The organism is Enterobacter cloacae complex sp. I3 (assembly GCF_014896175.1).
Taxonomy (GTDB): Bacteria; Pseudomonadota; Gammaproteobacteria; order Enterobacterales; family Enterobacteriaceae; genus Enterobacter; species Enterobacter bugandensis.
The window spans coordinates 1-25552 of sequence record NZ_JADBQZ010000009.1 but is presented as its reverse complement, the minus strand read 5'-3'; the positions used below and the strand labels follow the sequence as shown (position 1 = coordinate 25552).

The 25552-nt window shown below is 58.4% G+C and carries 24 protein-coding genes; 15 read left to right on the top strand and 9 right to left on the bottom strand.

The annotated features are described in order from the left end of the window. Positions 1–50 precede the first annotated feature (50 nt). The 5 genes from pheP to IM271_RS08500 all read left to right on the top strand — a co-directional run bounded on the left by pheP (position 51) and on the right by IM271_RS08500 (position 6142). The gene (pheP, locus tag IM271_RS08520) at positions 51–1439 is read left to right on the top strand and encodes a phenylalanine transporter (protein WP_193052449.1); all 1389 of its coding nucleotides are present in this window, start codon (positions 51–53) and stop codon (positions 1437–1439) included. Positions 1440–1683: 244 nt separating this feature from the next. Next, positions 1684–2919, top strand: a complete 1236-nt coding sequence (locus IM271_RS08515; RefSeq protein WP_048956981.1) for an MFS transporter — start codon at positions 1684–1686, stop codon at positions 2917–2919. Between the two features lie 15 nt (positions 2920–2934). Beyond that, entirely contained in the window at positions 2935–3960 is a 1026-nt protein-coding gene (locus IM271_RS08510; RefSeq protein ID WP_193052448.1) for a sugar phosphate isomerase/epimerase, read from the top strand. Continuing rightward, entirely contained in the window at positions 3953–5095 is a 1143-nt protein-coding gene (locus IM271_RS08505; RefSeq protein WP_193052447.1) for a Gfo/Idh/MocA family protein, read from the top strand. Before IM271_RS08510 ends, IM271_RS08505 begins: the two co-directional genes overlap by 8 nt. 75 nt (positions 5096–5170) lie before the next feature. Continuing rightward, a complete protein-coding gene (locus IM271_RS08500; RefSeq protein WP_193052446.1) occupies positions 5171–6142 on the top strand; it encodes a LacI family DNA-binding transcriptional regulator in 972 nt (323 codons plus the stop codon). Here IM271_RS08500 and IM271_RS08495 read toward each other — a convergent pair whose 3' ends face one another. Then, positions 6143–7387 (bottom strand): mechanosensitive ion channel family protein, encoded by a 1245-nt coding sequence (locus IM271_RS08495; protein WP_041911005.1) that lies wholly within the window; start codon positions 7385–7387, stop codon positions 6143–6145. It lies immediately after the preceding gene. A 65-nt stretch (positions 7388–7452) separates the two neighbouring features. Next, positions 7453–8889, bottom strand: coding sequence for an MFS transporter (locus IM271_RS08490; protein ID WP_193052445.1), 1437 nt, complete (start codon positions 8887–8889; stop codon positions 7453–7455). A 107-nt stretch (positions 8890–8996) separates the two neighbouring features. Here IM271_RS08490 and IM271_RS08485 point away from each other — a divergent pair, with 107 nt between their 5' ends. The 4 genes from IM271_RS08485 (at position 8997) to IM271_RS08470 (ending at position 11284) form a co-directional block, all read left to right on the top strand. Next, positions 8997–9866: a helix-turn-helix transcriptional regulator gene (locus tag IM271_RS08485; protein ID WP_069733226.1), complete on the top strand. Its 870-nt coding sequence runs from the start codon at positions 8997–8999 to the stop codon at positions 9864–9866. Positions 9867–10005: 139 nt separating this feature from the next. Further along, complete coding sequence (locus IM271_RS08480) at positions 10006–10335, top strand: type II toxin-antitoxin system RelE/ParE family toxin (RefSeq protein ID WP_193052444.1); 330 nt, start codon at positions 10006–10008, stop codon at positions 10333–10335. Next, positions 10316–10603: a helix-turn-helix domain-containing protein gene (locus IM271_RS08475; protein WP_028012247.1), complete on the top strand. Its 288-nt coding sequence runs from the start codon at positions 10316–10318 to the stop codon at positions 10601–10603. The genes IM271_RS08480 and IM271_RS08475 overlap by 20 nt, the downstream gene beginning before the upstream one ends. 78 nt (positions 10604–10681) lie before the next feature. Then, complete coding sequence (locus IM271_RS08470; protein WP_045260722.1) at positions 10682–11284, top strand: hypothetical protein; 603 nt, start codon at positions 10682–10684, stop codon at positions 11282–11284. 27 nt (positions 11285–11311) lie between these two features. Here IM271_RS08470 and nfsB read toward each other — a convergent pair whose 3' ends face one another. The 3 genes from nfsB to IM271_RS08455 form a co-directional block, all read right to left on the bottom strand. Next, positions 11312–11965: an oxygen-insensitive NAD(P)H nitroreductase gene (nfsB, locus tag IM271_RS08465; protein ID WP_047367650.1), complete on the bottom strand. Its 654-nt coding sequence runs from the start codon at positions 11963–11965 to the stop codon at positions 11312–11314. A gap of 120 nt (positions 11966–12085) precedes the next feature. Next, positions 12086–12454, bottom strand: coding sequence for an MmcQ/YjbR family DNA-binding protein (locus tag IM271_RS08460; protein ID WP_028012250.1), 369 nt, complete (start codon positions 12452–12454; stop codon positions 12086–12088). Continuing rightward, entirely contained in the window at positions 12444–13034 is a 591-nt protein-coding gene (locus tag IM271_RS08455; RefSeq protein WP_028012251.1) for a TetR/AcrR family transcriptional regulator, read from the bottom strand. Before IM271_RS08455 ends, IM271_RS08460 begins: the two co-directional genes overlap by 11 nt. A 190-nt stretch (positions 13035–13224) precedes the next feature. Between IM271_RS08455 and IM271_RS08450 the strand changes: the two genes are divergently transcribed. Both IM271_RS08450 and IM271_RS08445 read left to right on the top strand, forming a co-directional pair. Further along, a complete protein-coding gene (locus tag IM271_RS08450; protein ID WP_048960930.1) occupies positions 13225–14328 on the top strand; it encodes a RomA family MBL fold metallo-hydrolase in 1104 nt (367 codons plus the stop codon). A 32-nt stretch (positions 14329–14360) separates the two neighbouring features. Continuing rightward, positions 14361–14702 (top strand): RamA family antibiotic efflux transcriptional regulator, encoded by a 342-nt coding sequence (locus tag IM271_RS08445; RefSeq protein ID WP_028012253.1) that lies wholly within the window; start codon positions 14361–14363, stop codon positions 14700–14702. Positions 14703–14758: 56 nt separating this feature from the next. Here IM271_RS08445 and IM271_RS08440 read toward each other — a convergent pair whose 3' ends face one another. Continuing rightward, positions 14759–15007 (bottom strand): DUF1158 domain-containing protein, encoded by a 249-nt coding sequence (locus IM271_RS08440; RefSeq protein ID WP_041910998.1) that lies wholly within the window; start codon positions 15005–15007, stop codon positions 14759–14761. Between the two features lie 488 nt (positions 15008–15495). Between IM271_RS08440 and IM271_RS08435 the strand changes: the two genes are divergently transcribed. The 3 genes from IM271_RS08435 (at position 15496) to IM271_RS08425 (ending at position 22496) form a co-directional block, all read left to right on the top strand. Then, entirely contained in the window at positions 15496–18204 is a 2709-nt protein-coding gene (locus IM271_RS08435; protein ID WP_193052488.1) for a cation-transporting P-type ATPase, read from the top strand. A gap of 83 nt (positions 18205–18287) precedes the next feature. Continuing rightward, the gene (locus tag IM271_RS08430; RefSeq protein ID WP_193052443.1) at positions 18288–19352 is read left to right on the top strand and encodes an efflux RND transporter periplasmic adaptor subunit; all 1065 of its coding nucleotides are present in this window, start codon (positions 18288–18290) and stop codon (positions 19350–19352) included. A gap of 9 nt (positions 19353–19361) precedes the next feature. Beyond that, on the top strand, positions 19362–22496 hold the full coding sequence (locus tag IM271_RS08425; RefSeq protein WP_193052442.1) for an efflux RND transporter permease subunit: 3135 nt from the start codon (positions 19362–19364) through the stop codon (positions 22494–22496). Here the strand turns inward: IM271_RS08425 and IM271_RS08420 are convergent. Next, the gene (locus IM271_RS08420) at positions 22447–23568 is read right to left on the bottom strand and encodes a YbdK family carboxylate-amine ligase (protein WP_028012257.1); all 1122 of its coding nucleotides are present in this window, start codon (positions 23566–23568) and stop codon (positions 22447–22449) included. The genes IM271_RS08425 and IM271_RS08420 overlap by 50 nt on opposite strands. 105 nt (positions 23569–23673) lie before the next feature. Here IM271_RS08420 and IM271_RS08415 point away from each other — a divergent pair, with 105 nt between their 5' ends. Further along, the gene (locus tag IM271_RS08415) at positions 23674–24564 is read left to right on the top strand and encodes an oxidoreductase (RefSeq protein WP_028012258.1); all 891 of its coding nucleotides are present in this window, start codon (positions 23674–23676) and stop codon (positions 24562–24564) included. On the opposite strand, the gene IM271_RS20195 is transcribed toward IM271_RS08415, so the two are convergent. Continuing rightward, complete coding sequence (locus IM271_RS20195; protein WP_226858962.1) at positions 24561–24725, bottom strand: hypothetical protein; 165 nt, start codon at positions 24723–24725, stop codon at positions 24561–24563. The genes IM271_RS08415 and IM271_RS20195 overlap by 4 nt on opposite strands. A gap of 133 nt (positions 24726–24858) precedes the next feature. Continuing rightward, the coding region (locus IM271_RS20190) for a retron Ec48 family effector membrane protein (RefSeq protein ID WP_226858961.1) at positions 24859–25552 on the bottom strand (694 nt) is incomplete at its 5' end.

Genomic DNA, 25552 nt, shown 5'->3' with positions numbered 1-25552 from the left:
GCATGAAGTGTTAAAACGTGCCCCTTCTAAAAAAGAGACAGGGGTAGGGCGTGAAAGACGCGTCATCCGCTTCAGGCCATGGTCGCGCTGAAGCCTCGTCGGATCAGAATCCGACGCTGCAACGTGGTTTGCAAAATCGACATATTCAGTTAATTGCCCTCGGCGGCGCAATCGGTACCGGGCTGTTTCTCGGCATCGGCCCCGCCATTCAGATGGCCGGCCCGGCGGTTCTGCTGGGTTACGCTATCGCCGGGATTATTGCCTTCCTGATCATGCGCCAGCTCGGCGAGATGGTCGTTGAAGAGCCGGTGTCAGGCTCCTTCGCGCACTTTGCCTATAAATACTGGGGCCCGTTCGCAGGCTTCCTCTCCGGCTGGAACTACTGGGTGATGTTCGTGCTGGTGGGGATGGCGGAGCTGACCGCTGCAGGCATCTACATGCAGTACTGGCTGCCGGACGTGCCCACGTGGATCTGGGCGGCGGCCTTCTTCATCATTATTAACGCCGTTAACCTCGTCAACGTGCGTCTGTATGGTGAAACCGAGTTCTGGTTTGCGCTGATTAAGGTGCTGGCAATTATCGGCATGATCGGCTTTGGCCTGTGGCTGCTGTTCTCCGGCCACGGCGGCGAGCGTGCCACTATGGACAACCTTTGGCAGCACGGCGGCTTCTTGGCGACCGGCTGGAAAGGGCTCATCCTCTCGCTGGCGGTGATTATGTTCTCCTTCGGCGGTCTGGAGCTGATTGGCATTACCGCGGCCGAAGCGCGCGATCCGCACAAAAGCATTCCGAAAGCGGTCAACCAGGTGGTGTACCGTATTCTGCTGTTCTATATCGGCTCGCTGGTGGTGCTGCTGGCGCTTTACCCGTGGGTGGAAGTGAAGTCCAACAGCAGCCCGTTCGTGATGATTTTCCACGATCTCAACAGCAACGTGGTCGCTTCGGCACTGAACTTCGTCATTCTGGTGGCCTCTTTGTCGGTGTACAACAGCGGGGTCTACTCCAACAGCCGTATGCTGTTTGGCCTCTCCGTACAGGGCAACGCACCGAAGTTCCTTACCCGCGTCAGCCGCCGCGGCGTGCCGGTCAATTCGCTGTTCCTTTCCGGCGCGATTACGTCTCTGGTAGTGCTAATTAACTACCTGCTGCCGAAACAGGCCTTCGGCCTGCTGATGGCGCTGGTTGTCGCCACGCTGCTGCTGAACTGGATCATGATCTGCCTGGCGCACCTGCGTTTCCGCGCGGCGATGCGCCGCAAGGGGCGCGAGACGCAGTTCAAAGCGCTGCTCTATCCGGCGGGGAACTACCTCTGTATCGCGTTCCTGGCGTTGATTCTGGTGCTGATGTGCACCATGGATGAGATGCGACTTTCAGCAATGCTGCTGCCGGTATGGGTGGTGTTCCTGTTTATCGCGTTTAAGCTCTCACGCAAAAAGTAGCCCGTTTTTCTCCCTCTCCCTGTGGGAGAGGGCCGGGGTGAGGGCAACAGACCGCACCAAACCAGTCCGCACCTGCCTTCACGCCCGGTGGCGCTGCGCTTACCGGGCCTACAAAACACTGCTTCATCTTTATCGTGACTCCCCTCCCAAATCTTCTACGATCCACAGGATCTTTATTTTGTAATCGATTACTTTTCATTTGAACTGTTTTGTAATCGATTACTTTTTCCGGGTGAGGCTTATCATGGTGTCAACTGAAAGTAGTGAAAAGGCGATAACACAGCACCGGCTACTGGTGCCGCGGCTGTCGCTGATGATGTTTCTGCAATTTTTTATCTGGGGTAGCTGGTCGGTCACGCTCGGCCTGGTGATGACCCAGCACAACATGTCTCTGCTGATTGGCGATGCGTTCTCCGCCGGGCCCATCGCCTCCATTCTCTCGCCGTTCGTGCTCGGGATGCTGGTGGACCGCTTCTTCGCCTCGCAGAAGGTGATGGCGGTAATGCACCTCGCGGGCGCGGCGATCCTCTGGTTCGTGCCGGGGGCGCTGATTGCCGAGAACGGCGCGCTGCTGATTGGCCTGCTGTTTGGCTACACGCTCTGCTACATGCCGACGCTGGCGCTGACCAACAACATCGCGTTCCATAGCCTGGCGAACGTGGATAAAACCTTCCCGGTGGTGCGCGTGTTCGGCACCATCGGCTGGATCGTGGCGGGCATTTTCATCGGCGTCACCGGCGTGGCGTCCAGCGTTACCATCTTTAAGGTAGCGGCGGCCAGTTCCGTGCTGCTGGCGCTTTACAGCCTGACGCTGCCGCACACGCCTGCGCCCGCGAAAGGCCTGCCGGTGAAGGTGCGGGATCTCTTCTGCGCGGATGCCTTTGCGCTGCTCAAAACCCGCCACTTTTTCGTCTTCTCCGTCTGCGCGATGCTGATCTCCGTCCCGCTCGGCACCTATTACGCCTACACCGCCTCGTATCTGGCGGATGCAGGAATTGCCGACGTCAGCACCGCCATGTCTTTCGGGCAGATGTCCGAGATCTTCTTCATGCTGGTCATTCCGCTGCTGTTCCGCCGTCTGGGCGTGAAGGTCATGCTGCTGATCGGCATGCTGGCGTGGTTCGTGCGCTACGCCATGTTCGCGCTGGGCGTCAGCGAGGAGGGGCGCATTCTGCTGTATCTCGGCATTCTGCTCCACGGCGTCTGCTACGATTTCTTCTTTGTCGTCGGCTTTATCTACACCGACCGGGTGGCAGGCGAAAAGGTGAAAGGCCAGGCCCAGAGCATGATCGTGATGTTCACCTATGGCATCGGCATGCTGCTTGGCTCGCAGATTTCCGGCGCGCTCTATAACCGCCTGGTGGCAGGGCAGACCGTGCCGCAGGCGTGGGTGACATTCTGGTGGATCCCGGCGGTAGCGGCCGCGGCGATCGCGCTGATTTTCCTTCTCACGTTTAAGTATGACGATGACAAGGCGTAACGTTCAGGAGGTGGTATGAGGACAATGAAAGGACCCGGCATTTTTCTGTCGCAGTTTATTGGCGCAGAAGCGCCGTTTAATTCGCTCGACGGGCTGGCTGAATGGGCGGCAGGTAAAGGTTATAAGGCGGTGCAGATCCCCTGCAACCATCCGCACATCTTTGACGTCGAGAAAGCGGCGGAGAGCCAGGCCTACTGCGATGACATCGCCGCTACGCTGGCCGCGCACGGGCTGGTCATTAGCGAACTGTCTACCCATCTGGAAGGGCAGCTCGTGGCGGTGAACCCCGCCTACAGCGACGCGTTTGACCACTTCGCGCCCGCGTCCGTGCGCGGTAACGATGCGGCGCGTCGGGCGTGGGCCACGGAGAAGCTGAAGCAGGCGGCGGTCGCCTCGGCAAGATTAGGTCTGAAAGCGCACGCCACCTTCTCCGGCTCGCTGGCGTGGCCGTTTTTCTATCCGTGGCCGCCGCATAATGAGCAGCGTTTTCAGGAAGCGTTCGAGGAGCTGGCAACCCGCTGGCGGCCAATACTGGATAGCTTTGGCGAGCAGGGGGTGGACGTCTGCTTTGAGCTGCATCCCGGGGAAGATCTGCACGACGGCGTGACCTTCGAGCGTTTTCTGGCGCTGGTGGATAACCATCCGCGCTGCAACATCCTCTTTGATCCGAGCCATATGCTGCTCCAGCAGATGGACTATCTGGCCTTTATCGACATCTTCCATGCGCGTATTAAAGCGTTCCACGTGAAGGATGCCGAGTTCCGCCCCAGCGGGCGCAGCGGCGTGTACGGCGGCTACCAGCCGTGGATCAACCGCGCCGGTCGCTTCCGTTCGCCCGGTGACGGGCAGATCGACTTTAAGGGCATTTTCAGCAAGCTGACCCAGTACGACTACGACGGCTGGGCGGTGCTGGAGTGGGAGTGCTGCCTGAAGGACGGCGATACCGGGGCGAGTGAAGGCAGCGAATTTATCCGCCGCCATATCATTCCCGTTTCCGGACGGGCGTTTGATGATTTCGCCGCAGGGGGCAGTCATGATTAACGTCGGGATCGTCGGCAGCGGGTTTATTGGCCCGGCACATATCGAGGCGCTCAGGCGCCTCGGGTTTGTTCAGGTGGTCGCGCTGTGTGACGGCTCGCTCGTTAAGGCGCAGGAAAAGGCGCGCCTGCTAAACGTACCGCACGCGTACGGCAGCGTTGAGGAGTTGCTCGCGCACCCTGATTTGCACGTGGTGCACAACTGCACGCCGAACCACCTGCACGCACAGATTAACCGCCAGATCCTGCGTGCGGGCAAGCACGTGTTTTCCGAAAAGCCGTTGTGCATGACGTCTGAGGAGGCGCGCGAGCTGGTGGCGCTGGCGGAGCAGGCGGGCGTGGTGCATGGCGTGAGCTTCGTCTATCGCCAGTTTGCGATGGTGCGTCAGGCGGCGAGCATGCTGCGCGCAAGCAGCCTCGGGCGGATTTTTGCCTCACACGGCAGCTACCTACAGGACTGGATGCTGCTGGAAACCGACTACAACTGGCGGGTGGATGCCGCGCTCGGCGGCGCATCGCGTGCGGTGGCGGATATCGGCTCCCACTGGTGCGACACGGTGCAGTTCGTCACCGGGCGGCGCATTACCGAGGTGATGGCTGATTTATCCATCGTCTGGCCGACGCGCAGGGCCAGCAAGGGCGGGAATCAAACCTTCTCCCATGACGAACAGGCGGAGTATGAAGACAAACCGGTCACGACCGAAGACTTCGGCTCGGTGCTGTTCCGCTTTGACGACGGCAGCAAGGGCTGCTTTAGCGTCTCGCAGGTGAGCGCCGGGCGTAAAAACCGCCTGACGTTTGAGATCAACGGCAGCGAGCTCTCGCTGGCGTGGGACCAGGAGGTGCCGCAGCAGCTGTGGATCGGCCATCGTGCGCAGGCAAACCAGACGCTCACCGACGATCCGGGGCTGATGAACCCTGACGTGGCCGACAGCGCCCATTTCCCCGGCGGGCACATTGAAGGCTGGCCGGATGCCTTCAAAAATATGATGGCGCAGTTCTACCGCGCCGTGCAGGCGGGCACAATGCCGGAGACGCCGCAGTTTGCGACGTTTCACGATGGCGCAAACGTGATGTATATCATTGATGCCATTGTGAAAAGCCATCAGCAGCAGCGCTGGGTGCGCGTGGAATGCTGACGCATTGCCCGGTTCGCCGGGCAACAAATTTATGGTAGCCTGCACAAAACGCTAACCGCAGGATGTATCGTCGCTATGTCAATTCAGAAAATCGCTCAGCTGGCCGGGGTCTCCGTGGCGACGGTCTCCCGCGTGCTGAATAACAGCGACACCGTGAAGGCGAAAAACCGCGAGCGCGTTCTGCAGGCGATTCAGGAGAGCAACTACCAGCCAAACCTGCTCGCCCGTCAGCTGCGCACCGCCCGCAGCTATATGATCCTGGTGATGGTGTCCAACATCGCCAACCCGTTCTGCGCCGAAGTGGTGAAGGGCATCGAAGCCGAGGCGGAGAAAAACGGCTACCGCATTCTGCTGTGCAACTCCGGCTCGGACATCGAGCGCTCCCGCTCGGGCTTAAGCCTGCTCTCCGGCAAAATCGTCGACGGCATTATCACCATGGACGCCTTCTCGAAGCTGCCGGAACTTGCCGCGCTGATTGGTTCTGCACCGTGGGTGCAGTGCGCCGAATACGCCGATGCGGGCGCGGTCTCCTGCGTCGGCATCAATGATGTGGACGCTTCACAGCATGCCGTCAGCCAGCTGGCCGATGGAGGCCGCAAGCGTATCGCGATGATCAACCACGATCTCAGCTACAAATATGCCCGCCTGCGCGAACGCGGCTACAAGAGCGTGATCCACCTGCGGGATCTGGACTATCAGGCGGTGGAGTATGCCAGCGATCTCAGCTCCGGGGCGGGCATGGCGGCGATGCAAAACCTGTTAAAAGTTAATCCGCCGGATGCGGTATTTGCCGTTTCCGATACGCTGGCGGCGGGCGCGCTGCGCGCCATTCAGCAGGCAGGTCTGCGGGTGCCAGAGGATATTGCCGTGGTCGGCTTTGACGGTACGGAGCTGGCGGACATGATTTCACTTACCACCATCGAACAGCCGTCGCGGGATATCGGGCGCAAGGCGGTCAATCTTCTCTTAAACAAAATCGACAACCCGGATGCGCCCACGGAAAGGGTAATGATGGACTGGCGCTTTATTTCCCGCGCCAGCACCTGATTATCTGGCAATAACGCCTGCCAGGGAGCGAATATCGTTCCCGGTAGGCGACTGGTGAATACGCAGGCCAAACTCATCCACTACCGCGAAAATATGGTCGAAGATATCGGCCTGAATATCTTCGTATTCCGCCCAGATTACCGTATTGGTAAAGGCATATATTTCAATCGGCAGCCCGTTGGCATCCGGCGCCAGCTGGCGCACCATCAGCGTCATATCTTTACGAATACGCGGATGGTTACGCAGATATTCATTCAGGTAAGCGCGGAAGGTGCCGATATTGGTCATCTTGCGCAGGTTTAATACCGATTCCCCTTCGCCGTTCTGCTGATTCCACAGGCTAATTTCCTCATGCCGCGCGGCCAGATAAGGCTTCAGCAGTTTCGCCTGAATCAGCTTCTGCTGCTCCTGCTCGTCGAGAAAATGAATGCTGGTGGTATCGATATTCAGGCTGCGCTTGATGCGTCGCCCGCCGGAGGCGGACATCCCGCTCCAGTTGATAAAGGCGTCGGAGACCAGCGCCCACGTCGGAATGGTGGTGATGGTGTTATCGAAGTTGCGTACTTTAACGGTCGTCAGGCCGATGTCCGTCACCGTACCATTAGCGCCGTACTTCGGCATCTCCAGCCAGTCGCCGAGCTTGAGCATGTCGTTGGCGGAAAGCTGAATACCCGCCACAAGGCCGAGTATCGGGTCTTTAAACACCAGCATCAGGACGGCGGCCATCGCACCCAGACCGCTGATCAGAATCGCCGGGGACTGGCCGATCAGCAGGGAGATAATCAATATCCCCACCAGGATAGCGCTCACCAGCTTGATGCCCTGGAAGATCCCCTTCAGAGGCAGCTGGGAGGCGGTCGCCATCTTTTGCGACAGATTAAATATCACGTCCAGCAGCGAGAAGAAGGAGAGCAGGGCATACACCATCACCCACAGCTTCGCGCAGGTGGTGAGTATTTCCGCCGCTTCGCTGCCTTTTTGCAACCACAGTACCGCCTGAACGTTGACGATTATCCCCTGCAGGGTAAAGGCCAGACGGTGAAATAATTTATTCTGGGTAATGATTTGCAGCCATAAATGGCTACTGGCCTGCGCGCGTTTCTCGAATGCGCGCAGCACCAGTTTGTGCAAAATAAAATGAACAATGATGGCGGTGAGAAAAATAATACCAAAGATAATCACTAAAGAGGTGGTGTGATTAATTTCAATCCCTAACTCTTCAACCTGAGCAATTAATTCCTGCATAACGTCTCCTGTATTGTTGCAGCCCCATAATGGCGGCTGCGGATCTATTATGCAAATTCACAGGGTTATTTGGCGGCCTCACAGACCTTCACTACCGGCAGGCAGAGACGATGACGCATGCGCAGCGTCGCCAACGCCAGGATAACCATCAGGCCGGTTTCCACCGCCAGGAAAAGGGTAATCGCCTGCGCGTAATCCCCGTGGTAATGCTGCAGCCCGTGCAGCAAAATCGCCCCGAAAATGGCCGGTCCCAGACCCAGCGCGGCCTGCTGCAGCGTGCTGAGAATGGCGCTTGCGGCCCCTGCGTCGTCAGGCTGGATGTCGCGCATCCCGATGCGGTAGAAGCTGTTTACAATCAGCGCCTGGCCGTAGCCCACCAGCCCGGTGGCAGGGGTCAGCGTCAGCGCGGTGTTGTTTACGCCCCAAATCCGGAACGTCGCGATGAGCGCCAGCAGGCCGATTATCTGAATTGCCAGACCCGTCAGCAGAATCGTGCTGGTACTGTAGCGGGCAATCAACCGTGGCGCGAACCAGGCAGAGATAAAATAGGTCACGCCCAGGGCGATAAAGCTGTTCCCGGACTGCCATGGCGCCATCCCCAGACCGGTCTGCATGGTCAGCGCCATACAGAACATAAACCCGGACCAGACGCTGAAAAAGAGCAGCGCAATCACGATGCCAAAGCGAACGCTGCGAAGCTGAAGCAGGCGTGGCGGGATCAGCGGATGGGCATTCTCTCTCTCCTTTTTGCGCGCGTTCCGCGCCATCAGCCAGGCCAGCGGAATAATGGCAAGAAGCATAACCTTCAGCGACCACGGCCAGTGCCACTGGGGACCGAGCGCCATCGGGAACAGCAGGCAGCAAAGAATGAGGGCCAGCAGCACGGTGCCTGTCCAGTCGATGCGCGACGGTGTTTCACGACGGGTTTCCGGCACGTAGCGGCGGCTTAACGCCAGCACCACCAGACAAATCGGCACGTTGATAAAGAAGGCGTTACGCCAGCCCAGCCCGGCGATATCCGCCGACACCAGCCAGCCGCCGCCCATCTGCCCGACGATAAACGCAATCCCGCCAATGCCGCCAAACAGGCTAATGGCTTTCGCGTGGGCGCTACCTTTTAGCGTGACGTGCAGCGTGGCGAGGATCTGCGGCATGATGAGCGCTGCCCCCGCGCCCTGAACGATGCGTGCGGCCAGCAGTTGTTCAATATTTCCCGCCATCCCGCACAGCAGCGAGGCCAGCCCAAAAACTGCCACGCCCCACATAAACAGGCGACGGCGGCCAAGGTTATCCCCCAGCTTGCTGCCGAGCGCAAGGCAGACGGCAAAGGCCACGCCGTAGAGAGCGACAATGAGCTCCAGCTCGGTGGCGGTGGCATGCAGCGAGTGGGTGATGGCGTCCAGCGCCACGTTGGTGATTGAGGTATCAATCATCGGCAGCATCTGGCCGGTTAACAGCAATATCAGGCCTGCGCGACCCGGTGAAACAACTGACGTATTCATGGTAACTCCATTGCGTCATTCATCAGATGGTCGTAGCATCAACCATCTGATAAACGGGTACCAGTTCTTGCTTATACTGGTACTGGCACTACCATGCAGGGGGATTTATGGCCTTGATGTCTGAACCCGTCACCTCACTTCAGGATGACACCCGAAAACAGCTGGGGGCATTTTTACGTGCCCGGCGGGAAAGCCTCGATCCCCAGCGTCTCGGCCTGCCGCGCAGCGGTCGACGGCGCACGCCGGGCCTGCGCCGGGAGGAGGTGGCGATGCTCGCTGACGTGGGCGTGACCTGGTACACCTGGCTTGAGCAGGGCAGGGACGTCAACCCCTCCAGCGCAGTGATGGCCGCCATCGCAAAAGCGCTGCAGTGCACCCCGACCGAGGCCCGGCATCTTTTCGTGCTCGCCGGCTTGCCGCCGGGTGAAGCCCCGCAGGCGGTCTGCTGCGAGGGTATCAGCGAAGGCACGCGCCGCCTGCTCGATACCCTGATGCCTAAACCCGCCAGCATTCAGAAGCCCAACTTCGACATCGTCGCGTGGAATGACAGCTTCGGGCACCTGATGGGCGTTGATTTCAATGATATCCCGCCGGAAGACCGCAACTGTATTTACCTGTTCCTTACCCATCCGGCGTGGCGCGCGCGTCTCGGCAGACGCGACGACGTGCTGCCGATTTTCGTCTCCTATTTCCGCGCGGCGATGGCCGAGCACCGGGGCGACCCGCTGTGGGAAGCCAAACTGGCGCGCTTCTTCGCGGTGTCCGAAGAGTTCAAAACCCTGTGGCACCAGCGCAACGACGTGCGCGGCGTGGAGAACCAGCTCAAGCTGTTTACCCATCCAGAACTGGGAGATTTTACGCTGCAGCAGATGTACTGGTACTCCGCGCCGCGAAACGGATCGCGGCTACTGGTGTATCTCCCGGTGGATGAGGCGGGGGAAAGGGCGATGGAATGGCTGGCGGCGCAGGGGAAGTAAGTTTTTTGCGAGGCGCTTTCAGGTAATCAAAGCGGCTCCGGTTCTTCCTGTTAAAAATGGGTAAGGTGGGACACGAAAAGCTAAATTAGCCTTTAATGCAAATTGCCTTATATGCTAATATCATCAGGGATGAAATATTGTGTTCAGACTTATCGTTCATGAGGCGGTAAGGGAAGAGATTCTCTTACTACCTGCTGGGGTGAAGGCGAAGCTGATTCGCCAGCTTGATAAATTGCGTTTAAACCCGACGGTTCTTCGGGAACCTGACAGCAAACCATTGCCGCATGGCCTGTTTGAAATATGGACCGTTGGGCTGATCCATACCCGAGGTATCTATGTTTACCAGCGGGAAAACACGATTTTTCTCTTGCGCGTGTTTGTTAAGAAGACGCAAAAAACGCCCTCTGCTGAACTTCGTCTGGCACTGAAGCGACAACAGGAGATGTTGGATGAGCAAGAAGATTATTGACTGGGATGAACTCAGGGCTGAACTGTTAAGCGATTCAGAGGTTCAGGCTTCCTTTGATGCAGAAGAGCGCAAGGAGCGTTTGCGGGAGATGCTGGCGCAATGGCGCAATCATGCTGGCCTGACGCGCGCCCAGGTGGCGGAGCGGATGGGCGTCAGCGCACCAACGGTATCAAGAATGGAAGCGAATATTACCCGGGCGAGTCTCGATACATTAACGCGTTATGCGCTGGTGTGCGGGATAAAGCATCCGCAGATTACGCTCTATTGACGCTTAATCAACTTGCTGAATTTACGCGATTTCTATTGGAAGTTAAGTTGACTATACTTATGCGATGAGAAACAACTAATGTCGCCACTAATGATTGATTCCGCAGAGTTCAGCCAAAAACTCGGGCTTATCTCCCGAAACGTCGAACATACCGAAGCATTTCTGGCGCGGGGTACTGCGGATTTTCATCTGCCGGGGTTCTTGCTGCCTGTCGGATACCGGCTTTTAAAATCGCGTTATGGTGATGAATATCGTCTCGTGACTACCGATGACGGTAAGCCTTATACGGCGTATGCCGTGAAGCTTACATTTCATAAAGAAATTACCTTTCCCCACGGTGCCGCCACGCAGGTGATGGTATGGCGCACCCCGCGCGCCGTCCACCAGCGCGTAATAAGCGGATTACCGCAATTATTTTTCCAGTGGGTGCTCAGCGAATACGACATCGTAGTCTCCGACAGCGAGCAAACGGGGGACGGGCAACGGTTCTGGCTGCGCATGATCGACTGGGCGTTCACCATGAACTATCGCATTAGCGTGGCAGACGGTACAGTGGGAGAAGAATGGACGTTAACGCCCGTAAACTCTTACGCCGAGCTGGAAGAGCGCTGGATTGCCTTTGCCTGGGGAAGCGATCGCGATGTACATCCACACCGCAGGCTGGTTATCAGTAAAACGTAACGGGCCGCGTGCAGCGGCCCGTTTGAATCAGCACTCGGTCACAATCGTGCTCAGCGGCAGACGAGACTTCGGCAGCGTGGCGTTAAAATCTTCCACGCTGTGGTGCCCGACCGGGACCACCACCAGGCTGGTGAAGCCTTTCTCTTTCAGGCCAAACTCTTCATCCAGAATCGCCGCGTCAAAGCCTTCAATCGGCACCGCGTCCAGACCCATCGCGCCCACGCCCAGCAGGAAGTTACCGACGTTCAGGTAAACCTGTTTCGCCATCCACTGGTCGTCATCTTTCAGATCCACGCGGTGCATGTCGGCGAAGTAGGTGCGGCCCTTATGGTTCGCGGCTTTAGCTTCCGGCGTGTTGAAACGGCCATCGGCCTCTTCCTGGTCGACAACGCGTTCCAGCCAGGCGTCGTCCATCGCGGTTTTCGCGCAGAACACCACCACGTGAGAGGCGTCCAGCATTTTGCGTTCGTTGAACACGTAAGTGCCCGCCGCGGATTTCGCCACGCGGGCTTTACCTTCCTCGGTGCTGGCCACAATGAAGTGCCACGGCTGGGAGTTGGTGCTGGACGGGCTGTACTGCAGCAGGGTTTTGATTTTCTCTGCTTCTTCAGCGGTCAGTTTTTTGGTTGGGTCGAACGCCTTGGTAGAGTGGCGTTTCAGGGCGACAGAAATGATATCCATGACTACTCCTGGTAATGAAATTCGCCCGTGCGCGGGCGCGAAAGGAGAGCAGATTACCGCGCGAAGCGGCAAAAGATAAGTGCGATTCGAGCGGTTATACTGTTCGGCACAGACGAACAATCAGGCAGGGCGTATCCATTTCTGGTCTTTTTTCGGCAGCTTATCGACGACCAGGTTCCACGAATCCTCGATCAGGTCGGCGACCAGTTCTGGCGTGATGTCCTCGGTGCCGTAGAGCGAAATCCAGTGTTTTTTATTGAGGTGGTAGCCCGGCTCAACGCCACGGTAAATCTGCTGATTTAACAGGGATTTTTCCGGGTCGGATTTCAGGCTAACGTGGGGGCGTCCGTGCGCGGTGGCCATCAGCATAAAAATTTTCCCGCCCACCTTAAACACGTCGTACTCGGGGCCAAACGGCCAGCAGTGTTCGGTGAAAGGCATCTCCAGCGCGACGCGTTTTGCGTGCGCCTGCAGGGATTTACTGTCCATCGTTATCCTCCTGAGCCAGCCCGCGCCACATGGCTTCGAAACCCAGCGCTTTAAAATCGGTGGCGCGGGACGGATCGCGGGTGGCAAACTCCATGGTGGTTTCCGCCAGCGATAAGAAAAGCGCATCGCCAAATGTTTTGAATTCATCGGACATAAACACCGGGCGCACCGAACGGCGGCATAGCTCGTGAAGTTCCGGGAACATCTCTTTCACCGCCTGTTCCGTTTCAGCGCTCAGCTTTTCACTCACGCCAATCTGGCGGATCGCCGCATGCGCCACGGGGTTACGAATCCCCCAGTCCACGTAGCTGTTCCAGATATTGCGGGTATGCTCTTTAGGAAGCGTGAGGGTGCGATCGAGGTTCGCCAGCATGGTCTGGCAGAGATCCTGCTTGAGGTGCAGGTAAAGGGCATTCAGCAGATCGTCTTTAGTAGCAAAGTAGCGAAACAGCGTGCCTTCAGCGACGCCCGCATTACGGGCAATTAACGCCGTTGAGGCGGCAATACCTGACTGTGCAAATGCCACCGTCGCGGCTTCCAGTAAGGCCTGTTTTTTATCTTCACTCTTCGGACGTGCCACTAAATTTTTCCCCCTTTCAATTATAAAAACCCTGATTGAAACACGTGCTTTGACACGCTGCAACGCGGAATGTCAAAGATCGAAAACGTCTTGACGACTTTATCATCATATCTATAATGAGTGCTTACTCACTCATAATCAAGTTTCCCTCGCGTAAACCATCGGATGGCGCGCGTTTTCGGGTCAGGATATGAAAAAGCCTCTCTTCATCTGCGTGGTGTTCCTCATGATTATTGCTTCAGCTGCGAGTTTACCGTTTGTTCTGAATGCCGGATTTGGCCAGCCGCCGCAGGGTGCGCAGCTCACCGAAGTGGAGGCTTCTCCGCACTATCGCGACGGGAAGTTCCACAACGCGCTCCCGACGCCTGGCTTTACCGGGCAGCAAAACATGCTGGTGGCGTGGTGGCAGTTCCTGACCCGTAAAACCGAAAACGCTCGTCCGGCGCAGCCGCTGCCGCTGGTGAAAACCGATCTGGCGAGCCTGCCTCTGGAGCAGGATACGCTGGTGTGGCTCGGCCACTCCTCGTGGTATATGCAGCTGGCGGGAAAACGCATTCTGATCGACCCGGTCCTCGGCAACTACGCCGCGCCGTTCTCGTTCCTCAATAAAGCGTTTGCGGGAGAGTATCCGTGGCGCGCGGAGAGCATGCCGGAAATCGACCTGCTGATTATCTCGCACGATCACTACGACCATCTGGACTACGCCACCATCCGGGCGCTGCTGCCGAAGGTGAAGCGCGTCGTTACGCCGCTCGGCGTGGGATCCCACCTGCGCTACTGGGGAATGAAGCCTGAGATTATCGACGAACGGGACTGGAACCAGTCGGTGCATATCAGCGATGCGCTGACGGTTCATGTCCTGCCCGCGCGCCACTTCTCGGGGCGCGGCATTAAGCGTGACCAGACCCTGTGGGGCAGCTTCATGTTTGTCACGCCAGAGCAGAAGGTCTACTACAGCGGCGATTCCGGTTATGGCCCGCACTTTAAGGCCATCGGCGAGCAGTTTGGCGAAGTGGATTTAGCCATCATGGAAAACGGCCAGTACGACCAGGACTGGAAGTACATCCACATGCTGCCGGATGAAACGGCGCAGGCCTCGGCGGACCTCAATGCGAAAGCGGTGGTGCCGGGGCATAACGGACGCTTCGTGCTGGCGAAACACACCTGGAACGATCCGCTGATCCAGCTGGCGCGGGCCAGCAAGGACAAAAATTATCGGCTGCTGACGCCGGAGCTGGGTGAGCCGGTCCGGGTGAGCGATAGCACGCAACAATTTCGTGAGTGGTGGGAATAATGTTGAACCAAGAAACAGAGGGGGAGAGCAGCATGACGATTTCCGCTCAGGTCATTGATACCATTGTCGAATGGATCGATGACAACCTACACCAGCCGCTACGCATCGAAGAGATCGCCCGCCACGCGGGTTACTCCAAGTGGCATTTACAGCGGCTGTTTATGCAGTACAAAGGCGAAAGCCTGGGGCGCTACATCCGCGAGCGCAAGCTGCTGCTGGCGGCGCGGGATCTGCGTGAATCTGACGAGCGCGTGTACGAAATCTGCCTGCGCTACGGCTTTGAATCGCAGCAGACCTTTACACGCATCTTTACCCGCACCTTCCATCAGCCGCCCGGGGCTTACCGCAAAGAGAACCATAGTCGGGCGCATTGAAATTGACGAAACAAAGGCCGGGTAAGGCATCGCTGCTACCCGGCTTTTTTATTGGCCTACGACGCCAGTGAAAACCAGCGGCGCCAGACGAAACGCAGGATGAAGAATTCGATAGCGCCGAGCAGTAAAAACCACACGCAGAACAAAATGGTGTAGAGCTGGTTCAGATCGACCATATGAAAGGTTTGAACCAGCTTCTGCGCCAGCACCAGACCCAGCGACGGCGCGGGTAGCAGTAAGCAAGAGATGAGGGCCATCAATAAAATGCCCCCCGCAGTCAGCAGCGATTCCAACGGGTGTTTCATCGTAATGTTAATCGTCAGTTAAAAATGTCATTGTCCGGCATCCTTTAACGTAAAGCAATATCAACCCGTCGGCCCTTTTTAAATTAAATAATTCCTTCCCCCGAAGAATAATGCGCGAAAGGAGAATAATTTAATCCTGATGATTAAATTAATATCGCGCTATGTAAATAAATGTCTGCATCACGAAAATAATTTTACAAACATATAGGTGCTATATCCAATTAACGTCGCAATAACAATGGCTGCGACAATGTATAACGCCAGGCGCCGTCCGCGATAAATACCAAACATGGTTCCCCCTCGTTTAGGATTGGTTTAGAAATATTTTGTAAAAATCAGCTCGTCGAAATAATTTTAATCAATTTTGAATAACCCAGTGGTAAATATATTGCGGTAGATCAATTTTACCCGCAAGACTTTAAAATCAATTTATTTAAGCCAGAAAGGAATTCAGGCTTCTGTTCACCGGAAATTGAAGGAAAAATATGATGACTGAAAAAAAATACTCCCCAAACGTGCCGCCTTCCGGCGGGCTGGCATACCAGCAGACCGCAGAGCAGGTGCTTACCCACGTGCAGAGCCAGGCCAGCGGTCTGGATCGTGCAGAGGCGCAGGCGCGTCTGCAAAAAACAGGGCCGAATGCGCTGCCGGAGAAAAAAGGTAAACCCGCCTGGCTGCGTTTTTTGGCCCATTTTAACGATGTGCTGATTTATGTCCTGCTGGCCGCCGCGGTATTAACGGCGGTAATGGGTCACTGGGTCGATACGCTGGTAATTTTGGGCGTGGCGGTCATCAATGCGCTAATTGGCCACATTCAGGAAAGCAACGCGGAAAAATCGCTGAAGAGTATTCGCAATATGCTTTCCAGCGAGGCGCGCGTTATTCGCAACGGCAACCATGAAACCATACCAACGACGGAAATAGTTCCGGGCGATATTATTGTATTGCGCGCGGGGGATCGTATTCCGGCGGATATGCGTTTAATCGAGGCGCATAATTTACGCGTGGAGGAGGCGATTCTCACCGGTGAGTCCACCGTGGTGGATAAACACACGAATCCGCTGAGCGGCGAATTACCGCTGGGCGACCGCACCAATATGGTCTTCTCAGGAACGACCGTGAGCGCGGGCGGCGGCATCGGCGTGGTCATTGCCACCGGTAAGGATACGGAGCTCGGCCACATCAACCAGATGATGGCGGGCATTGAAAAGCACCGCACCCCGCTGCTGGTGCAGATGGACAAGCTGGGTAAAGCCATCTTCGTCATTATTCTGGCGATGATGGCCGCGCTGTTCGTCTTCAGCCTGATGTTCCGCGAGATCCCGATGGGCGAGCTGCTGCTCTCCCTGATCAGCTTGGCGGTCGCCTCCGTACCGGAAGGCCTGCCGGCGATTATCTCCATCATCCTCTCCCTGGGCGTGCAGGCGATGGCGCGCAAGCGGGCGATTATCCGCAAGCTGCCGACGGTTGAAACCCTGGGCGCGATGACCGTGGTCTGCTCGGATAAAACCGGGACCCTGACCATGAACGAGATGACGGTAAAAGCCATCATCACCGCCGACGTCTGCTACCGCGTGGACGGCAACAGCTACGAGCCGGTAGGCAATATCTACCTGGAAGGCAGCGACGAGCCGGTTCACATCCAGCCGGGCACCGTCCTGGAGCAGTACCTGCGCACCGTTGACCTGTGCAACGACAGCCAGCTGATTCAGGACGAGCGTGGCCTGTGGGGCATCACCGGCGGGCCAACCGAGGGCGCGCTGAAGGTGCTGGCGGCCAAGGCCCACCTCGAGCCGGTGGCGACCACGCTGATTAACAAGATCCCGTTCGATTCTCAGTACAAGTACATGAGCACCCACTACCAGATTGGCGGTGAGGAGCAGATTTTGATTACCGGCGCGCCGGACGTCATTTTCGCCCTGTGCAACCAGCAGCAGACGCGTAACGGTGCGCAAGCGTTCAACCGCGCGTACTGGGAAACGGAGATGGAGCGCTATGCGCGTCAGGGGCTGCGCATGGTCGCCGCGGCGTTCAAGCCGGCGAACGGCGAGCAGGCATTAACGCACGACGACCTGAGCCACGGCCTGATTTTCCTCGGCATTGCCGGAATGATGGATCCGCCGCGCCCGGAAGCGATTGATGCGATTAACGCCTGCCAGCAGGCGGGGATCCGCGTCAAGATGATCACCGGAGATCACCCGCAGACGGCGATGAGCATCGGCCAGATGCTGGGGATCAGCAACAGCGAGCAGGCGGTCACCGGCTATCAGTTGGAGAAAATGGACGACGCCGAGCTGGCGGAAGCGGCGGTGAAATATGACATTTTCGCCCGTACCAGCCCGGAGCATAAGCTGCGCCTGGTGAAAGCGTTGCAGGATAAAGGCGAGATCGTCGGCATGACCGGCGACGGCGTAAACGATGCCCCGGCGCTGCGCCAGGCGGACGTCGGCATCGCGATGGGCATTAAGGGCACGGAAGTCACCAAAGAGGCGGCGGACATGGTCCTGACGGACGATAACTTCGCCACCATCGCCAGCGCGGTGAAAGAGGGGCGTCGCGTTTACGACAACCTGAAGAAAACCATCCTGTTCATCATGCCGACCAACCTGGCGCAGGGGCTGCTGATTGTGATTGCGCTGCTGGCGGGGAACATCATTCCGCTAACGCCGGTGCTGATTCTGTGGATGAACATGGCGACCTCCGCCACGCTCTCCTTCGGCCTGGCCTTTGAGGCCGCCGAGCGCAACATCATGCGCCGCCCGCCGCGCCAGACCGGGCAGCACGTGATGGACGCCTACGCCGTGTGGCGCGTGGCTTTCGTCGGCACCATGATTGCCATCGCCGCCTTTGCGCTGGAAGCCTGGCTGGCCCCGCGTGGCCACAGCGCGGAGTTCATCCGCACCGTGCTGCTGCAGATGCTGGTCTGCGCCCAGTGGGTGTACATGATTAACTGCCGCAACACCGAAGGGTTCTCCCTCAACCGCGGCCTGCTGGCGAACAAAGGGATCTGGCTGGTGACGGGCGTACTGTTCCTGCTCCAGGCGGCGATTATCTACCTGCCGTTTATGCAGATGCTGTTCGGCACCGAAGCGCTGCCGCTGCGCTACTGGTTCGTGACGCTGGCGGTGGCTGGGGGGATGTTCTTCGTCGTCGAAATCGAGAAGCGACTGACCCGCAGGTTCCGTAAGGCTGCATAACGAAAATCTTACCCCTCACCCTAACCCTCGCCCCTTTGGGGAGAGGGCCGGGGTGGGGGGAGAAACAACGCTGAGGTACTCCCATGAAACTTCCACTCTTGTTCGCCCTTCTTGTCAGTACCCTGCAACCCGTCTTCGCCGCCGCGGTCCCCGTTCGCGTCGCCACCGTGGAGCAGACCGCCCATGCCGCCGAGCGCCAGATCCCAGGCCGCATCGAAGCCATTCACACCGTTGAGCTGCGCGCGCGTACGGAAGGCGTGATAACGAAAATCAACTTCCGCGACGGGCAGTACGTGAAAAAAGGCGACGTGCTGTTCGAGCTGGACGACGCCGAGCCGCGCGCTGCCCTGCGTCTGGCGCAGGCCGAAGTGAGAAGTGCTGAAGCCACGCTGCGTCAGGCGCAGCAGCAGCTTTCCCGCTTCGAAAGCCTGGGCAACAGCAACGCCATCAGCCGTCACGACGTGGACAACGCCCGCATGCAGCGCGACGTGGCGAGCGCCGCGCTGGAGCAGGCGAAAGCCCGGCTCGACACCCGCAGCGTCACCCTGAACTACACCCGCATCACCTCGCCGATTGACGGTCGCGTGGGCCACAGCCAGTTCCACGTGGGCAGCGTGGTGAATCCTGCCAGCGGCGTGCTGGTGGAGGTGGTGCAGCTCGATCCCATCCGCATCGCCTTTGCGCTGGAAGAGGGGGCGTTTGCCACCAAAGCCGGACAGCACGCGGATATCAGCGCCATGAAGCAGGCCTGGCAGGCGCTGATCGACAGCAACGGCCAGCGCGTCGGCGGGGAACTCACCTCCGTGGACAACCGCATCGATCCGCGCACCGCCAGCGTGATGCTGCGCGCCGAGTTTGCTAACCCGCGCCATCAGCTTTTGCCCGGCGGCAACGTGAATGTCTATCTGCGTCCGGCGAGCGAGCAGCCGGTGCTGACGCTGCCTGCCGCTGCGGTTCAGCAGAACGGCGACGGCTACTTTGCCTGGGTCGTTAATGTCGACGGCAAAGCCGAAAGGCGCCCGCTGAACGTGGCCGGGCATATCGGCCAGCAGTTTCAGATTGCCTCCGGCGTGAAGCCCGGTGAGCGAGCGATTACCGACGGCGCGCAGCGCGTGCAGCCCGGCGCTGCCGTCCAGATACTCAATTAAGGAGCCATCATGCTGACGTTTTTCATCAAACGCCCGCGCTTCGCGATGGTGATTGCGCTGGTCATCACCCTGCTGGGGGCCATCGCGCTGAGGATTATTCCGGTAGAGCAGTATCCGCAGATCACCCCGCCGGTGGTGAATGTTTCTGCCAGCTGGCCGGGCGCCAGCTCGGCTGACGTGGCGGAAGCCATCGCCACGCCGCTGGAGACGCAGCTTAACGGGGTGGATCACATGCTCTATATGGAGTCCACCAGCTCGGATGAAGGCACCTACAGCCTGAACATCACTTTTGCGGCGGGGACCGATCCGGACCTCGCCGCCATCGACGTGCAAAACCGCGTGGCGCAGGCCGTGGCGCAGCTGCCGACCGAGGCACAGCAAAACGGCGTGCAGGTGCGCAAGCGCGCCACCAACCTGATGATGGGTGTAAGCCTTTACTCACCGAACAACACCCACACGCCGCTGTTTGTCAGCAACTACGCCAGCACGCAGGTGCGCGAGGCGCTGTCGCGTCTGCCGGGCGTGGGACAGGTGCAGATGTTCGGCGCGCGGGACTACAGCATGCGCATCTGGCTGCGTCCGGACCGCATGAACGCCCTGAACGTGACCACCGATGACGTGGCGCAGGCGCTGCGCGAGCAGAACGTGCAGGGGGCGGCGGGCCAGATCGGTACGCCACCGGTATTCAACGGCCAGCAGCAGACGCTGACCATCAACGGGCTGGGGCGCTTAAGCCAGGCCGAAGACTTTGCCGACATCATTATTCGCGCCGGGGAGATGGGCCAGCTGGTGCGCATGAAGGACGTCGCCACCATCGAGCTCGGCTCGCGCAGCTACAGCTCGGGCGCACAGCTGAACGGGCATGACTCTGCTTACCTTGGCATCTACCCAACGCCGTCCGCCAACGCCCTGCGCGTGGCCGACGCGGTGCGCGCGGAGCTGGAGCGTCTCTCGACGCGCTTCCCGGACGACCTGGTCTACGAGGTAAAATTCGACACCACCACCTTTGTTGCCGCCACCATTAAAGAGATTGGCGTCTCGCTGGCGCTGACCATGCTGGCGGTTGTGGTGGTCGTTTCCCTGTTCCTGCAAAGCTGGCGCGCGACGCTGATTGTCGCCCTCGCCATTCCGGTGTCGCTGGTGGGCACCTTTGCGGTGCTCTACGCGCTCGGCTACTCCGCCAACACGCTGAGCCTGTTCGCCATTATTCTGGCGCTGACCATGGTGGTGGATGATGCCATCGTGGTGGTGGAAAGCGTCGAAACCCTGATGGCGGAAGGGCAGAGCCGCACGGCGGCGACCGCGCTGGCGCTGCGCCAGATTGCCGGGCCGGTGATTGCTACCACGCTGGTGCTGTTGGCGGTGTTTGTGCCGGTGGCGCTCCTGCCGGGGATCGTGGGCGAGCTGTACCGCCAGTTCGCGGTGACGCTCTCCACCGCCGTCACGCTCTCAAGCCTGGTGGCGCTGACCCTGACGCCCGCGCTCTGTGCGATGCTACTGCGCCCGCGTCCGGCGAAGCCTGCCGCCATTTTTCGTGGGTTCAACCGTGGGCTGGACGCCACGCGCACGCTTTACACCCGGATAGTGAGCGTATTCAACCGGCGTCCGTGGCTGGCGCTGCTGGCCACCGCAGGCGCGGCGGCGGTGGTGGCGTTCAGCTTTATGTCGATGCCAAAGGGCTTCCTGCCCCAGGAAGATCAGGGCTACTTCTTCGCCAGCGTCCAACTGCCGGAGGCGGCCTCGCTGGAGCGCACCGAAGCGGTGATGGCTACCGCGCGCGCGCTGATCGCTAAAAACCCGGCGGTGGAAGACGTCATTCAGGTCTCCGGGTTTAACATCCTCAATGGTACCAGCGCGTCGAACGGCGGGTTTATCTCCATCATGCTGAAAGACTGGAGCGAGCGCCCGCCGCTGGACGAGGTGATGGGCACGCTTCAGCGCCAGCTGCTGGCCCTGCCGGAAGCGACCATCATGACCTTCGCGCCGCCGACGCTGCCGGGGCTGGGCAACGCATCTGGCTTCGACCTGCGCATTCAGGCGCAGGCGGGGCAGAGCCCGGCGGAGCTGGAGCGCGTCACGCGTGAGGTGCTGGCGAAAGCCAACCAGCATCCGCAGCTGAGCCGCGTGTTCACCACCTGGAGCAGCAACGTGCCGCAGCTGACGCTGACCGTTGACCGCGAGCGTGCGGCCCGGCTCGACGTGCCGGTGTCGCGCATCTTCAGCAGCCTGCAAACCGCCTTCGGCGGCACCCGCGCCGGGGATTTCAGCGTCAACAACCGCGTCTACCACGTGGTGATGCAGAACGAGATGCAGTGGCGCGAGCGCGCGGAGCAAATCAGCGAGCTGTTCGTGCGCAGCAACAGCGGCGAGCGGGTGCGTCTGAGCAACCTCGTCACCATCACGCCGACCGTTGGCGCGCCATTTATTCAGCAGTACAACCAGTTTCCGTCGGTATCGGTAAGCGGTTCGTCAGCGGAAGGGGTAAGCAGCAGCACCGCGATGGCGGCGATGGGCGAAATTCTGGCGCAGAGCCTGCCTGCCGGGTACGACTACGCCTGGAGCGGCATGTCGTATCAGGAGCAGCAGACCGGCAACCAGGCGGTATGGATTGTGCTGGCGGCGGTGGTGATGGCGTGGCTGTTCCTCGTCGCCCAGTACGAGAGCTGGACGCTCCCGGCGAGCGTGATGCTTTCGGTGCTGTTCGCCATCGGCGGGGCGCTGGTCTGGCTGTGGCTGGCGGGCTACGCCAACGACGTGTACGTGCAGATCGGTCTGGTCTTGCTGATCGCGTTAGCGGCGAAAAACGCGATTCTTATCGTGGAGTTCGCCCGCGCGCGGCGGATGGACGGGATGGCGATTGTCGATGCCGCGCGGGAAGGGGCATCGCGCCGCTTCCGCGCGGTGATGATGACCGCCGTGTCGTTCATCATCGGCGTCCTGCCGATGATGCTGGCGACCGGGGCGGGTGCCCAGAGCCGCCGCATCATTGGCACCACGGTGTTCAGCGGCATGCTGGTGGCAACCGTGGTAGGGATTGTGTTTATCCCCGCGCTGTTCGTGCTGTTCCAGCGCCTGCGCGAGTGGGGCCACGGCCTTACGGACTCGTCGCCCACAGCTCGCAGTGCTTCTGAACCAGAGAAATAAGCGAGCCGCCGTCGGCGATGAAGTCCCGCATGCGCTGCGCCTCGCTCTTGCCCTGCTTTAACAGCAGGGCAATTTCATTAATTGCGCTCGTTGCGCCGAGCTTCTCGGCCGACGGCGCAACCTGCTCCAGCAGCCAGGCGATATCCTCCGCCACGGTTTTGTGCTCGCCGGTATGCACGTCCGTCAGAACCCCCTCCAGCCCGTAGCGACACGCCTGAAAACGGTTAAAGCGGTACAGCAGAAAATCCCGCTCCTGATGCTTATACGGCCGCGTGGTCAGCAGCCAGTGGGACGTCGCCTGGATCAGCCCGGCGATATTAATCGCGTGGCCGAGCGTCAGCGGGGTATCCATCACCCGTACCTCCACGGTGCCAAAGTGCGGGCTGGGGCGGATGTCCCAGTGCAGATCTTTAATGCTGTCGATCATGCTGGTAGCGCTCAGGCGGCGGAACAGCCCCTCGAACTCCTGCCAGCTGTTAACCCACGGCATCTGGCCGTTATCCGGGAACCCGGAGAAGATGTTGAGCCGCGACGAGGAGAACTTCGTGTCTGTGCCCTGCATGTACGGCGAGGCGGCCGCCAGGGCGATAAAGTGCGGCACGAAGCGCGACAGGCCGTGCAGGAGATAAATGGCGTCATCCCCGGTCCGGCAGCCGACGTGCACGTGCTGTCCGAACACCGTTGCCTGCAAAATCAGGTAGCCAAAGCGCTCCAGCGTGACGTTATAGCGCTCGTCGTCGCACACCTCCTGACGCTGCCACTTCTGGAACGGGTGCGTCCCGCCGCCGCAGATCTGGATGTGCTGCTCCGCCGCCGCGCGCAGGATGCTCTGCTGCATCACCGAGAACTGCGCCGCCGCCTGGTCAATGTTCTGGCACACGCCGGTGGCGATTTCGAGCATGCTTTCGGTGATGTCGTGTTTGACTTCACCGCCTTTGATGTCGTGTTTGACGGCGGCGATGAGGGCAGAGGAGTCCTGGCTCAGATCGTAGCCCGGCGGGTTAACCACCTGCAGTTCGAGTTCGATGCCGAGGGTGAACGGTTCAGAGGATTTGAAATCAGGTAAAGGCATGGCGCACTCCGTTGTCTGTTGTGTGTTGAGTATAGACAACGACGTGGCGCTCACTTTTCAGGGTGGTATAACTGTTAGCAGGCTTAGCGAAAAGAGGGGTTAACCATGTCTGAGAATCCAGTTATTGCGCTGATTGGTCCCGGTGCGATTGGCACCACCATTGCCGCGGTGCTGCATGACGCTGGCCGCATGCCGCTGCTCTGCGGACGCACCGCGCATCCGGAATTACGCCTGCGTTACGACGAGGGGGAAACGGTTGTGCCCGGTCCGGTATTCACCGATCCGTCCGTCATTACTCGCCCCGCAGATCTTGTTTTTGTGGCGGTAAAAACGACGCAAAATTCCGACAGCGCCGGATGGCTGCGCGCGCTGTGCGATGAAAACACCGTGGTCTGCGCGCTGCAAAACGGCGTAGAGCAGAAGGCGCAGCTTGAGCCTTTGGTCAGTGGCGCAACGGTGCTGCCGTCGGTGGTCTGGTTCCCGGCGCAGCGCGAGCCGGATGCCTCCGTCTGGCTCCGGGCGAAGCCGCACCTGACGCTGCCGGACGTTCCGCAGGCGCAGCGGGTGGTCGAAGCGCTTCGTGATACGCGCTGCGCGGTTGAGCTCTCGGAAGATTTCGCCACCGTCGCCTGGCGCAAGCTGCTGCAAAACGCGGTCGCCGGGCTGATGGTGCTGGCCAACCGCCGCGCCGGGATGTTCAGGCGCGAGGATGTCAGCGAGCTGGCGCTGGCCTACCTGCGCGAAGGGCTGACCGTCGCCCGCGCTGAGGGGGCGAAGCTGAACGATGACGTAGCGCAGGAGATCCTGGCGAACTTCCAACGCGCGCCCGTGGATTTGGGTACGTCGATTCTCGCTGACCGCCAGGCGGATCGCCCGATGGAGTGGGATATCCGCAACGGCGTCATCCAGCGCTACGGCCGCAAACACGGCATTGCGGTGCCCATCAGCGACGTGGTGGTGCCGCTGCTGGCGGCGGGGAGTGAGGGGCCGGGTTAACGGCCACTGTTTTTCAGTTCGGCAAAGTAATGGGCGGCCATGCTGCCCATCGCTTTTCTAAACAAGGTGATAAACGCATTCATACCTGAGAGTGGCGGCGAAAGGGAGGGAAGGCGAAGGGCGGTGGATATGAATTTCTGCTCTTTGGCAAAAGCCGACATTGTCATTTTAGATTAATATGTCAGCTACCTATAATGACGCTTTCATATTTTTGATGACTTTTATTAAATACTGCTAACCCAATTGTCATCAGTCTCGCTATCCACCGCCATTGTATTGGTTAATCCGCAATCATTATCTATACAGTCTTTTCACTAATGGTTCTATAGATGATGAATAACAAAACTCTCTATTTATATTGTCTATCAATTCAAAAACTTGATCTTCGACCTCATAGTAATCATTTCTAGGCAATCGAGGCTGAATTATTCCAAAATCTCGAAGCAACGTTGTGATTTTATTTTGATGTTTTACGTAAGAGAAAGAACCTGATTTGGCTTGTGAACAGGCAGTATTTGAATCACTTATGGTACTGTTTATTTTTAAAATCAGATTGCAGTAGTCTTGAGATATGGATGTAGAGCCAGAACGAGACTTATTAAAAATAATATTATACCATTTGAATATGTCAAATGAAGATGCAGATAGACGATCTCTTTTATTTATTTCGTATGATAAGTACTCTTGAAATATCTTAAAGTGCGATATATGGTTACCGAGGGCTGACACGCTGACACTATTGGTATATCCAAGTAACGCAACAATTATTCCACCTATGCTAGCCACTAACCCCAACAATATAAAAGTTGCTTGCAATATTAATATTGACTGTGAGTAACCTTTAGTGAAATTTAAAATGCAGGAATTATGAAAACAAAAATCCCGTCTAAAAAAACCTTCCTGCATTCCAGTTGAAATAAATGAAATCACAAAAAGTATCGTGCCTAAAGAAATAATGGTAATCAAACATAAAAGTAAGATTCTAAGA